The sequence below is a fragment of the Neptunicoccus sediminis genome (assembly GCF_001719615.1).
Classification (GTDB): Bacteria; Pseudomonadota; Alphaproteobacteria; order Rhodobacterales; family Rhodobacteraceae; genus Amylibacter; species Amylibacter sediminis.
The window spans coordinates 1-12,019 of sequence record NZ_MDVX01000014.1; the positions used below are offsets into that span (position 1 = coordinate 1).

8 protein-coding genes and 9 pseudogenes are annotated in these 12,019 nt (G+C 54.1%); 10 read left to right on the forward strand and 7 right to left on the reverse strand.

Going from position 1 to position 12,019, the window contains the following annotated elements:
* Positions 1 to 440: 440 nt before the first annotated feature.
* The 4 genes and pseudogenes from BFV97_RS14180 (at position 441) to BFV97_RS19175 (ending at position 2,802) form a co-directional block, all read left to right on the forward strand.
* Entirely contained in the window at positions 441 to 1,547 is a 1,107-nt protein-coding gene (locus BFV97_RS14180) for a GSCFA domain-containing protein (RefSeq protein WP_157888332.1), read from the forward strand.
* On the forward strand, positions 1,544 to 2,296 hold the full coding sequence (locus BFV97_RS14185; RefSeq protein ID WP_069301057.1) for an SGNH/GDSL hydrolase family protein: 753 nt from the start codon (positions 1,544 to 1,546) through the stop codon (positions 2,294 to 2,296). The genes BFV97_RS14180 and BFV97_RS14185 overlap by 4 nt, the downstream gene beginning before the upstream one ends.
* A 143-nt stretch (positions 2,297 to 2,439) precedes the next feature.
* A pseudogene (locus tag BFV97_RS18645) lies at positions 2,440 to 2,589 on the forward strand (IS630-like element ISSpo6 family transposase); the annotation flags it as partial.
* Between the two features lie 84 nt (positions 2,590 to 2,673).
* The gene (locus BFV97_RS19175; protein ID WP_281200958.1) at positions 2,674 to 2,802 is read left to right on the forward strand and encodes a hypothetical protein; all 129 of its coding nucleotides are present in this window, start codon (positions 2,674 to 2,676) and stop codon (positions 2,800 to 2,802) included.
* 196 nt (positions 2,803 to 2,998) lie between these two features.
* Here BFV97_RS19175 and BFV97_RS14195 read toward each other — a convergent pair.
* Positions 2,999 to 3,205, reverse strand: a pseudogene (locus BFV97_RS14195) (transposase); the annotation flags it as partial.
* 256 nt (positions 3,206 to 3,461) lie between these two features.
* Between BFV97_RS14195 and BFV97_RS14200 the strand changes: the two are divergent.
* Positions 3,462 to 4,640: pseudogene (locus BFV97_RS14200) on the forward strand (IS110 family RNA-guided transposase); the annotation flags it as partial.
* A gap of 136 nt (positions 4,641 to 4,776) precedes the next feature.
* On the opposite strand, the pseudogene BFV97_RS18460 reads toward BFV97_RS14200, so the two are convergent.
* A pseudogene (locus BFV97_RS18460) lies at positions 4,777 to 5,449 on the reverse strand (IS256 family transposase); the annotation flags it as partial.
* A 346-nt stretch (positions 5,450 to 5,795) separates the two neighbouring features.
* On the opposite strand from BFV97_RS18460, the gene BFV97_RS14210 reads away from it, so the two are divergent.
* The gene (locus tag BFV97_RS14210; protein ID WP_069301060.1) at positions 5,796 to 6,995 is read left to right on the forward strand and encodes a sulfotransferase domain-containing protein; all 1,200 of its coding nucleotides are present in this window, start codon (positions 5,796 to 5,798) and stop codon (positions 6,993 to 6,995) included.
* 128 nt (positions 6,996 to 7,123) lie between these two features.
* Here BFV97_RS14210 and BFV97_RS18465 read toward each other — a convergent pair.
* The 3 genes and pseudogenes from BFV97_RS18465 to BFV97_RS14220 all read right to left on the reverse strand — a co-directional run.
* A pseudogene (locus BFV97_RS18465) lies at positions 7,124 to 7,537 on the reverse strand (DDE-type integrase/transposase/recombinase); the annotation flags it as partial.
* Positions 7,530 to 7,703, reverse strand: a complete 174-nt coding sequence (locus BFV97_RS18790) for a hypothetical protein (RefSeq protein WP_157888334.1) — start codon at positions 7,701 to 7,703, stop codon at positions 7,530 to 7,532. The gene BFV97_RS18790 and the pseudogene BFV97_RS18465, both read right to left, overlap by 8 nt.
* Before the next feature lie 20 nt (positions 7,704 to 7,723).
* Positions 7,724 to 7,999, reverse strand: a complete 276-nt coding sequence (locus tag BFV97_RS14220) for an IS3 family transposase (protein ID WP_069301061.1) — start codon at positions 7,997 to 7,999, stop codon at positions 7,724 to 7,726.
* A gap of 66 nt (positions 8,000 to 8,065) precedes the next feature.
* On the opposite strand from BFV97_RS14220, the pseudogene BFV97_RS18470 reads away from it, so the two are divergent.
* Together BFV97_RS18470 and BFV97_RS18475 are read left to right on the forward strand one after the other, a co-directional pair.
* A pseudogene (locus tag BFV97_RS18470) lies at positions 8,066 to 8,200 on the forward strand (helix-turn-helix domain-containing protein); the annotation flags it as partial.
* Between the two features lie 98 nt (positions 8,201 to 8,298).
* Positions 8,299 to 9,114, forward strand: a pseudogene (locus tag BFV97_RS18475) (IS110 family RNA-guided transposase); the annotation flags it as partial.
* A gap of 27 nt (positions 9,115 to 9,141) precedes the next feature.
* On the opposite strand, the pseudogene BFV97_RS18480 reads toward BFV97_RS18475, so the two are convergent.
* Positions 9,142 to 9,423: pseudogene (locus tag BFV97_RS18480) on the reverse strand (IS30 family transposase); the annotation flags it as partial.
* Positions 9,424 to 9,589: 166 nt separating this feature from the next.
* Positions 9,590 to 9,745, reverse strand: a pseudogene (locus BFV97_RS18485) (integrase core domain-containing protein); the annotation flags it as partial.
* 131 nt (positions 9,746 to 9,876) lie between these two features.
* Here BFV97_RS18485 and gmd point away from each other — a divergent pair.
* Positions 9,877 to 10,995 (forward strand): GDP-mannose 4,6-dehydratase, encoded by a 1,119-nt coding sequence (gene gmd, locus BFV97_RS14235; RefSeq protein WP_069301064.1) that lies wholly within the window; start codon positions 9,877 to 9,879, stop codon positions 10,993 to 10,995.
* A gap of 11 nt (positions 10,996 to 11,006) precedes the next feature.
* Complete coding sequence (gene fcl, locus BFV97_RS14240) at positions 11,007 to 11,963, forward strand: GDP-L-fucose synthase (protein ID WP_069301065.1); 957 nt, start codon at positions 11,007 to 11,009, stop codon at positions 11,961 to 11,963.
* The last annotated feature ends 56 nt before the right edge of the window (positions 11,964 to 12,019 follow it).

The following is a 12,019-nucleotide window of genomic DNA, read 5'->3' on the forward strand; positions in this document are numbered from 1 at the left end:
TCGACCGAATCCATGATCACAAGATCAACCGACTTGAAGAGTTGTTGCCGTGGAATTGGGAACCGCTCGCCTCAAGAAGTGACACTCAAGCCGCTTAATCCGCGGTATCAATGAGGCGGTTACGAATAAAGAGTAGCCAGCGATATTTGATTTCCATCGCGTGTTGTAGCAACGATGACATCAGACTTAAGCATGTCCTGAATAGTATCCGTCTTAATCAAGCGCTGTTTTCGCCCATTTCCGATCGCTCTTAATCAGTAGGTTCGCCAACAAGATTAGTTTACGCATGATAGCGGTAAAGGCGACCTTTGCAGGTTTTCCGGCGTTGATGAGTCTTTCGTAAAACTGTTTCATATCCGGGTTGTGCCGCGCAGCGAACATCTCTGGACTTGATGCCCCTACTGGCCTATCACTTTCCCCATAGAAACAGCGCGCTGGGGATGATGATGACACTGAGCCCGTACTCAAAGCTTCCAGATACAGCCTTTTGGCGGACCGGCGTTGCCGAGATCGATGCACCGATCGACCCTAATATTTATACGCCCAAGTGGGCGATTGATCCGGCGATACAGATTGCAACTGCGGGAAGCTGTTTTGCGCAGCATATCGGTAGCCATCTGAGTGCCGCGGGCTTTGACATCCTCGATGTCGAGCCCGCACCCAGGGACCTGCCCGCGCCGCTGCACATGAAATTTGGCTACGGTATCTATTCGGGACGGTACGGGAATATCTATACTGTTCGCCAGATGCTACAGTTGGCGCAAGAGGCGCTTGGTGACAGCAACCGCCGCGATTATCTGTGGCGCAAGGGCGATCGATGGTTCGACGGTCTGCGCCCGACAATCGAACCGGACGGACTATCATCGCCGAAAGCGGTGACTTACCACCGTGATTGGCACCTGTCGCAAGTTGGAAAAATGCTGACCTCGATGGATTTGCTGATCTTCACGTTTGGCCTGACCGAAGCTTGGATAGACAAGGAGACCGGCACTGTATTCCCAGTTTGCCCAGGGACAGTAACTGATAATTTCGATCCCAGAAAGCATGTCTTCCACAATTTCGACTATGCTGAAATCTATGACGATTTCATCGAATTGATGGCGCTTCTTGCCAAACATCGGCCTGTGGGGAAAAAGCCGCTAAAATATATGCTGACGGTATCACCCGTGCCGCTGACCGCGACTGCCGCCGATAAGCATGTGCAGGTTGCGACCGTCTATTCAAAATCAGTCCTGCGATCGGTGGCCGGCACCTTGGCCGACCGGTTCCCTGAGGTCGACTATTTTCCGTCCTACGAGATTATCACCAGCCCATGGTCGGGTCGGCATTTCTACAGTGCTAACGAGCGTTCCGTTACGGCCGAAGGAGTCGCTTGTGCCATGAGCACTTTCATGTCGAGCCACAGCAGCGCGGCGATCACCAGCGAACAGGCCCCTACATTGCGATCGAGGCCCCGCGACGAACCTGAAACGCTGGAGGAAGATCTGGAGATGTTGGTCGCCTGTGACGAGGAGTTGCTGGACGCGTTTGGAAGGAGCAAGACGTGAAGCTTCTTGTAATCGGAAACTCTCAGGCGGGTGCCATCAAGCGCGCATACGACTCCCGCCAGCCCGAGTTCAACACTGGGGGCATCGAGTGGTTTTTTTATGTTGTTCCGGGCGGGTTTGGCCCCGATTTCACGATTGCAGACGGCAAATTGATCCTTGGTGCCCGCAGTGAAAAGAGCCCGCCATTCATCAAGCCGAAAGGGACCGAAAAAATACCCTTGGACGAATTCGACGCTGTGTTTGTCAGCGCGCTCGGGAACACGGTGGGGAGCTATACGTACAACAACTATTTTGTTCAGGCTGGCGTTCTGGCGGAATGCGAACCGCGCGGCCGTGCGCTTTCTCTGCCCCCAGTTTCAGATCATTGTTATTCGTCAATGATACAAGCCCTGCTCGAACGCCAGTCAGGAATTAAAACGCTTCGGAGGATCTCTGCGGCCTTCGATGGTCCAATTTATGTTCAACGTTTTCCGCTATTATCTGACGCCGTCCGCGAGAATCCGGCTTGGCGGCTCAGGCAGTGGTACACAAAGCCGATCAAGGCATATAACTTTCTCGCGACCGAGTGCGCGATGGCGTTGGCCACGATAGCGAAGGAGACCGGCGCCATTTTGCTCGACTACCCCGACATTGATCACCCGAATGGGATGAGTCCCCAGGAATTGATGCGCGACGATTGCATCCACCAGAGCGATGTTTACGCGGGCATGATTCTAGACCAGTTGGTGGTCAAGATGTTAGACCGCTGAACGTCGGACAAGCCGCGTTGTTCGTCGCCCATCACCGTTCCTGAACAGGCTCCGGGCGTTTCTTAGAGCGGCGTCCTGAAAATCTGAATCGATAGGATTCCCACAAGCCTGATTTTGTGATTCACCATATTTGGAGGTGGATCATGGGCGAATCGCTATCACTGGGCATTCGGGAACGTGTCGTCTCACTGATTAATGAAGGGTTGTCATGCCACGAAGCCGCACGGCGCTTACGCATATTAGCGGCGAGTGCCGTGCGGATCATGCAGCGCAAGAAGAGAACGGGTGGGGTCAAGGCTGCGCAGCAAGCTGGATGCGGTCTCGGGAATTCGGACGAGTTGTTAAGGTGGATCGACCTGCGAAAGAGATGATCCAAAATGACGAAACGGAAGAACCATTCGCCCGATTTCAAGGCCAAGGTTGCGCTTGAAGCGATCCGCGAAGAAATGACAATGGCGGAGCTGTCCATCCTACCCAGATCGGGACATGGAAGCGCGCAGCGATAGAGAACATGGCGACTGCCTTTATTCGCAAAGGTTCAGCGCCCGAACGGGTTAGTTCCGCCGATGTCGACAAGCTGCATTCCAAGATTGGGCAGCTTGTTGTGGAACGGGGTTTTTTGGTCGATGCCTCGCAGCAACTGCTCGGAAGAGAGTATCCGAAACTCTGTGTATGAGGCTTAGCCCATGCGAGTTTGGTGGCTCATTTGTTGAACTGTTCTGGGTATAGAATAGCGAACTGATTTCGGGCAGCAACCCATTCTCTGACGGCCCTGCCTGTCTTTTCAAAACTGCGGATGGCCAAATAGATCAGCTTTGTCGCAGCATCATCAGTGGGAAAGCTACCGCGCGTTTTGGTGGTTTTTCGGATGACGCGGTTCAGGCTTTCAATCGCATTTGTAACTGGTATGGAGAATCTGGTGTCGAAGTTCGGCCCGGATTTTCGGATTTGGGTGTATGGTGCGACCATCCGGGACAGAGGCACCGGGAGCACCAAAGTGCGGGCAGGCCGATCTATACGATGAGCCGAGAGCTCGAGTTAGTAGCTGGCCGCCTCTGCGACTCGCCCGGTTGCGCCGAGAGCGCGAATCCGTAGTTGTCGTGTCGCCCGCCGCTCCCGCTTTTTGTCACTGGCAAGGGAGGCGCACATGCGACGCGCAATCGGAATCGACATCCACCGCACCTTTGGGGAGGTAGTGATCTGGGAGAACGGTTTAACGAGGCACGAGGGACGGGTCGACATGACCCGCACGGCCCTGGAGGGGTTTGGTAGACAGCTTCTGAAGACAGACGAGGTTGTGATCGAGGCGACCGGGAACTGCATGGCGGTGTCGCGCGTCCTGACGCCCCTTGTGAAGCGGGTGGTGATCGCCAATCCGCTTCAAGTGAAGGCTATCGCCCACGCGCATGTGAAGACCGATAAGGTCGACGCAGCAACGTTGGCGAGTCTACATGCGGCTGGTTACCTGCCGGAGATCTGGACCCCGGATGCGGCGACGGAGCGGATGCGTAGGCTCGTTGCGCGCCGCTATCAGGTTGTCCGGCATCGAACCCGGATTAAGAACGAGTTGCATGCCATCCTGCATGCGCATCTGATCCCGAAATGCCCGCATGCCGATCTTTTCAACAAGCGTGGCCGCGATTGGCTGACCCGCCAACCGGTGCCGGAGGACGAGCGAGCCGCCATCGTGCGCCATATCCGAGAACTGGACCGTCTTGGGGAAGATCTTGCCATGCTCGACGGTGATATCGCTCAAGGTGCCCTGGAAGATGAACCGATCCGGCGGCTGCTTACCATCACCGGGGTTAATCTGACAGTGGCGGCCGGGCTGATGGCGGCGATCGGCAGCATCGACCGGTTTGGATATCCGCAGAAACTGGTGAGCTACTTCGGGCTAAACCCACGGGTGCGCTAATCCGGCCTCGGGCTAGCCTATCATGGCCGGATCAGCAAGGCCGGCCGCAGCCACGCCCGCGCAATGCTGGTCGAGGCGGCTTGGGCAGCGGCGAAAGCGCCAGGTCCGCTGCGGGGGTTCTTCATCCGTATCCGTGCGCGCCGTGGCCATCAGATCGCCGTCGTTGCGGTGGCACGCAAGCTTACTACGTTGTGCTGGCATATGCTGACCAAGCAGGAAGATTACCGTTGGGCTCGGCCCAGTCTTGTAGCCCATAAAATCCGGTCCATGGAGTTGGCTGCCGGAGTGCCGCCGAAGAAAGGTAACAAGCGTGGTGCCAGCTACGCCTATCACATCAAGGAGTTGCGAGATCAGGAAGTGCAGATCGCGGAACGGGCAGGGAAAAGCTATGAGCACTTTGTTGCAGCTTGGCGAACGTATCCCCCGAAACGACACGGGTGTGCGGCCGCCTCAAGCCAGCAGGGACTAAATAGGCTGCCCGGTGACGCTTCCAGCCGACGCGCCACGCTTCGCCACGAGGTCGACCACACAAGAAAAGATTAGCAGAAATCAGAAGAAAAGTCTTGTCGATCACATCCGTCGTATAGATGATTTTGCGCACTGCTGGTGGGAAGGCGAAGAACGGGATGACTTCTTGCCACGCGCGTCGCCAGCTTGGAGCGATTGACGAGTACTTTTGGCCCCATTCGGCCTCAAAATCAGTAAGGGCTTTCTCCGCCTCGGTGTCATTCGTGGCCTGATAAATCCGCTTGAGGTCTTTTGCGACGTTCTTGCGATCTTTCCATCCGCAGAAGTTCAGGGAATGGCGCACGAGGTGGACAATGCAGGTTTGGACTGTGGTCTCAGGGAATGCGGCATTGATGGCATCTGGAAAGCCCTTGAGGCCGTCCATTGCCCAGCAGGCGATTGCAAAGCAATCTGCCGAGAGGGGACAACGGCGATCAGGATGTCTTCGACGCCGCGATCGCGCAGGTTGTTCATCACCGAGAGCCAGAACTTGGCCCCTTCGTTGTTGGCAATCCACAGGCCGAGAACCTCGCGTTCGCCCTCGGCGTTGACGCCCAGGGCTACGTAAACGGCTTTGTTCTTGACCTGACGGCTTTCCATTGCCCGACAGGGTATTGCGCAGCAATGTCCCGAGAGGGGGCATCGCGGATTTTGACCCGAAGAGCATCAAGAAAAACAATGGGATACATCGGCTCCAGAGCCCGGTTCTGCCAGTCTGATACTTCCTCCATCCCAAAATAGGGAATTTACAGGAAGTGTCCCGAGAGTCCGTACATATCTACACCTTCGGCCATACGAGAAGGATGCGACAGAACCTTCATGACAAGCCAAGAACGCGGCATTCAGTTAAACGCTTGGACTTGAAAAGTAATTTTGCATCTGATAGCAGGGCACATATTTCTCAGGGCCTACAATCTACTTTGAAATGTCTTCAGATAAGTTGGATATCAATCTTCTAGAGTAGCGGACGGTAGTTTATAGTTTCCCATGATATAGCAGCAACTTTGGCGTATTTCCATGAGCCAATAATAGCTTTAAAAACCCTTTCGAATATGAAGACGACAATGGGACAAGTCTATGAGTAACGCGTTTCAAAACAAGGTTGAAAAGGCACGCAATTGCATGCGAACTAATAAATGGCATGCTGCATGCGACCTGTGGGACCAAATCCGATATGAGAATCCGTTGCATAGAGGGGCTTATATCGAGGGTATCAATGCTCTGATCCGTGCCTACCGTCACGACGAAATTGATGCCCTAGCCCTACAAGCTCGTGAGATGGTAGGTGATTACTTCCAGGTGCAGTTTTTTTTGGCTGGACTTGCCTGTCGAAGAGGGCAATGGACCACTTCAGTTAAGGAGTTTGAAGCATTGATCGGAAAATTTCCTTCACGGAAGTCCGAGGTAATGAACTCGACCACTTACCGTCAAGCGGTCCTCAACTCAGTGGGAATTATTGCGGGTAACCGCAAACTCGCTCCCTTATCTCATGCTGAGTTTATGAAATATGACGGCAATAATACTTCCCCTTCTTCTTATGAACTTGAATATGTCTTTGTTTCCGGCATGCCACGGGCCGGAACTACTGCACTTGGCCATCTTTTGAACATGTCTCCCGACATAGCCTTATTTACGGAAATACATATTCCATACTTGAACTATAAGCCGAGTTCATTCTCTCAAGAGATTCTAGAAAAACGTGCTGTACGGCTACCGGCTGGAGCGCCGCCAAAGATAGTTAAAAAATTGAGCCAAGCAAAGCTTATAGGCGATAAACGTCCGTTGTTCCATTACATGTTGCCACAAACACTACAGGCAATGCGCGAACACAGGGTTACCGTGTTTCAAATTCTACGTTCAGTCCTTAATGTTGCAGTCTCGTACCAAAATCGTGCTAATAGTCCTGAGGACCAATGGGATCCCTTACGCAATCTAAATAATGCCATAGATGAATTTAATGTGATGCATAGATTCATTCTAGAATGGGAATCACAGGGTGAAATGCAACCGCACCATAAGATATTCTATATTGACTACAGCAAGGTTTTCACGGAAATGAATTGCGCGACGGGACTGTTTGACTGTCTTGGTCAGACTGTGGATGAAAACCTCAAACACAGAATAGCCCAGTACATTCAGCATTCAAATAGTATTATGGCCAAAGAACGCAGGGTGGAACCTGAAGTTCTTGCTCAGATTCGGGATCGAATTGATATGAATGCAGCTTGTGAAGTGGTCAAGCTGACCGGCATAGATGTTATTGATGGATTGAGCTGAATTAGTCTCGATGTGATCTGACACCGCCCCCTTCCCAGCAAGCCGGAAAGCCATGCGGCACCACCCCATCGAACGGTCGATCAGTGTTTGAGTCAAACCATCCGAGAACTGGTTCTTATCATATGACTATCTGTATTCATGATCTTCGGTGGGCCATGTTTGGCGATGGCTTCGTTCAAAGCATCGACGCAGAAGTCGGCATGCATCGTATTCGATAGTCGCCAACTCAGGACTTTGCGTGACGCCTAATCCGTGATTGCCACGAGGTACAGGAACCCGTTCTTGACCGGCACGAACGTGATATCGGCGCACCAGACTTGATTGGGGCGGTCGATCTGCATCTTCCTCAGCAAGTACGGATAGACGGGATGATGTGGGTGCGGCTGACTGGTTCTGGGCCGTTTGTAGATCGCCTCCAAGCCCATCCTGGCCATCAACCGCCTGACGCGATGACGTCCGACAACTGTGCCTTCTCTTCGCAGATAGGCCGCGATCTGGCGCGACCCGAAGAACGGATACTTGGTAAAGACCCGGTCAATTATTACCTGACAGTGCATTCGCAAAGCGAATGTCACGAGAGGGCTCTTTCATCATGGCCAGCGTATCTGAACCGATGCCAACCGGCGTGTAGTAGAACGCCGACCGCGACAGCTGCACCAGTTTGCATTGCTGGCTGATGCTCAGCTCAGGGTGATCGCGTTTGATCATGGCTCGCTTCTTTGCCGGGCTCACTTTTTGAGCCCTTCCGACAAAAAATCATTCTCGACCGCCAACCTCCCGATCTTGGCGTGCAGTTCCTTGACCTCTGCTTCAGTTGGGCCGCTTTGCTTCCCCCCAGAGAACACATCGGCCTTCCCGTCGATGGCCTGCCGTTTCCATGTGCTGACCTGGTTTGGGTGCAACTGATGCTTCGCTGCGATCTCCTGCACAGTCTTGTCACCGCGCAACGCTTCCAACGCCACCTTGGCCTTAAACTGATCTGTAAAATTCCGGCGCTTTGCCATTCTCGTATCCCTTCAAAGGTTTGGGATACACCTTAACCGACTGCCCAGTTTTCTGGGACCACTTCAAAGCTTGGCAACGTGTCAAAAGCCTGCCAGGTGATGGGCATGTCACGCGATACGTTCTACCGCTACAAATCGGCGGTTGAGGGCGGTGCTGTCGAGGCGTTGTTTGAACGCAGCCGACGCAAACCCAATCGTAAGACCGCATGTCTTTTGTGCGCCGGTTTGATGTTGTGAGGATTTAAGCTGGCTCTGAGAGGGCTGCTTATCCTGCTGCCCTTCATTTTTGGAGGTACGACATGAAGGACAAATCAAAAGTAGTTTTTGTTGGGCTCGACGTGGCAAAGGACACGCTGGCAGTTTCTGTTGCGGATGCAGGCCGGGACGGTGAGATACGCGATTGGGGGACAGTTTCCACTACACCTCAATCAGTTGAAAGGTTGCTCAAAAAGCTGGCGGCGCGATTTAATAAGGTTGAGGTCTGCTATGAAGCGGGGCCAACGGGGTATGGGCTGCATCGACATATTACGGCGTTTGGGTTTTCCTGTAGCGTTGTGGCCCCGTCCTTAATCCCTATACGGGCCGGAGAGCGGATCAAAACGGACAGGCGGGATGCGATGCGCCTTACGCGCCTTCTAAGGGCGAGCCCGATCTAGGTGCCCGATGAAATCCATGAAGCGATGCGGGATTTGGTGCGGGCCCGCGAGAGTGCTGCTGAAGATCAGCGCCACAAGAGACAATTGATCTCTGCTTTTCTTCTGCGTCACGGGCGGATTTATCATCGCACCAAAACCTGGACGATGCGCTATCGCCGCTGGCTGCAACGGCAGTCCTTTGACCACCCTGCGCAACAGGTTGCGTTGCAAGAGATGGTTCTGGCTGAGCGCCATGCCGTGGAGCGGGTCGCGCGGCTGACAACTGGGATCAAGGAGTTGGTGACAGATTGGCAATTGGGGCCGGTTGTTGAGGCATTACAAGCCCTGCGCGGTGTTGCCTTGATTAGTGCCGTGACATTCATGGCTGAGATCGGCGATGTTTGCCGGTTTGAGGACTCTCGCAAATTGATGGCTGATCTGGGCTTGGTGCCAAGCGAGTATTCCACGGGTCAGACGGTAATCCCCCCATTTTTAATGGGGGCGGATTCAACCGATCGTCGCAACACCTTCGATCATATCCTGTTTGAGCAGCCGGTCGAGAGCTTCTGCCGGTGTTTGCCAACCCAATGTCTTTCGAGGGCGCGTGTTCAGTGAGTGCGCAACAGCGCTCAACTCGTCAACGCCATGCTGGCTGAGGTCCGTGCCCTTGGGAAAGTATTGGCGGAGCAAACCGTTGGTGTTCTCATTGCTGCCACGCTGCCAGGGGTTTTGAGGGTCGCAGAAGTAGATCTCGAGACCGGTATCGATCCGCAGCTGCACGTGTTGGGCCTGCTGGCACCAGGAGCGCAGACTGTCCGGCGAACAACCCAGCTTCGGTGCGATTGCGCGAGTGTTTTACTCTCCGGTAAACCCGGGGCGGTTCAGAATTCGTCCGTCCGTTTCAGTCCCATAGTCAGTCTCCTTTGTTACAGTAAATGCTATCAAAGGAGCGGCATCAAACCGTGACAGGTCCAGTTCTGACATTCCTCAGCCAATAGACCACGGCTGGTGGCCTGCCGCCAAGGGCTGAGTGAGGGCGTTGGTTGTTGAAAAAGGTCATCCATTTCCGGATGCCTGCCTTCGCTTCTGATCCGGTCTCCCAAGCATGCAGGTCCACAAACCCGCCGATGGAATTTTCCGCTTATTCTCAATTTCAACCTTGTGACCGTTGTGTCTCTTCACTAAACAGACGGACTGAATGATCGATGACATTTAGTCGCGCAATTATATTGGGAACTTTGCATGAAAAAAGCCCTTATCACCGGTATCACAGGCCAGGACGGCTCTTACCTCGCTGAATTCCTGTTGGAAAAAGGCTATGAGGTGCATGGCATCAAACGGCGTGGTTCGACGTTGAACACCCAGCGGATCGACCATATTTATCAGGACCCCCATGTGGACAGCCAGCGGCTCATTCTGCATTATGGGGATCTGACGGATACCTCCAATCTGGTGCGCATTATTCAGGAAATCCAGCCTGACGAGATTTACAACCTTGGCGCGCAATCCCATGTGGCGGTCAGCTTTGAATCGCCGGAATATACGGCGGATGTAGACGGCATGGGCACGCTGCGTCTGCTGGAGGCGATCCGCCTGTTGGGTCTGGAAAAGAAGACGAAGTTCTATCAGGCTTCTACATCCGAATTATATGGTCTGGTCCAGGAAACTCCGCAAAAAGAGACCACGCCATTTTACCCGCGTTCCCCTTATGCGGTAGCCAAGCTCTACTCCTACTGGATCACCGTCAACTACCGCGAGGCTTATGGCATGTATGCCTGTAACGGCATCCTGTTCAACCACGAGAGCCCGCGGCGTGGGGAGACCTTTGTGACCCGCAAGATCACCCGTGGTCTCGCCAATATCGCGCAGGGTCAGGAAGAGTGTCTGTATATGGGCAACATCGACTCTTTGCGCGACTGGGGTCATGCTAAAGACTATGTTCGGATGCAGTGGATGATGCTGCAACAGGACACGCCCGAGGATTTCGTCATCGCCACCGGCGTGCAGTATTCCGTGCGCGAGTTCATCACATGGTCCGCAGCCGAACTGGGGATCACCGTGGAATTCACCGGCTCTGACGTGGAAGAAATCTGCACTGTTACCGCAATTGAAGGCGACAAGGCCCCCGCCCTGTCCGTAGGTGATGTCATCATGCGCATTGACCCGCGCTACTTCCGCCCTGCCGAGGTGGAAACCCTGCTAGGCGATCCGGCCAAGGCTAAAGAGAAGCTAGGTTGGGTGCCGGAAATCACCGTGCAGGAGATGTGTGCCGAGATGGTGCGCGAGGACCTCAAGACTGCAAAACGTCATGCGCTACTGAAAGAGCATGGTATGGGCATGCCGGTTTCGGTTGAAAACTGAGGGCTAACCCTATGAAAATATACATCGCAGGGCATCGCGGCATGGTGGGCAGTGCCATTTTGCGCCGGCTTCAGGCAGAGGGCGGGCATGATCTTATTACCCGCACCAGTTCGGAACTGGATCTGACCAATCAGGCGGCGGTGCAGGAATTCATGGCAGCCGAAAAGCCCGATCAGGTTATCCTGGCGGCGGCCAAGGTGGGGGGCATTATTGCCAATAACACCTATCCGGCGGATTTCATTTATGAAAACCTGATGATCGAGTGCAATGTGATCCACAGCGCCTACCGCGCAGGGGTGCACAAGCTGTTGCAGCTCGGCTCCAGCTGTATCTACCCGCGTCTGGCCGAGCAGCCGATGCAGGAAAACGCCCTGCTGACCGGCACGCTGGAACCCACAAACGAGCCCTATGCCATCGCGAAAATCGCAGGGATCAAGCTCTGTGAAAGCTACAACCGGCAGTATGGCACGGATTACCGTTCGGTGATGCCGACCAACCTTTACGGCCCCGGTGACAACTTCCACCCCGAAAACTCCCATGTGGTGCCTGCCCTGATCCGCCGCTTTCATGAGGCGACGCAGAACAACACCCCCGAAGTGGTGATCTGGGGCACCGGCAACCCCATGCGCGAATTCCTGCATGTGGATGATATGGCCGAGGCCTCGCTGTTTGTGATGGGGCTTGATGATGCCACCTATAAGGCGAATACCGAACCGATGCTGAGCCACATCAACGTGGGCACCGGCAGCGATGTGACCATTGGCGAACTGGCCCGTATGGTGGCAGAGGTGACAGGCTATCAGGGTACTATCAGCTTTGACACCAGCAAACCCGACGGCGCCCCGCGCAAACTGATGGATGTCAGCCGGTTGAAAGATATGGGCTGGGTTGCACAAATCGGCCTTAATGAAGGCTTAACCAATGCCTATGAATGGTATCTGGATAACCAGACTACCCTACGGGGATAATGTGATTAAGACGCGCCTGCCGCGGCTGTGACCGCAGGGCGCTTTAAGGAGTTTTC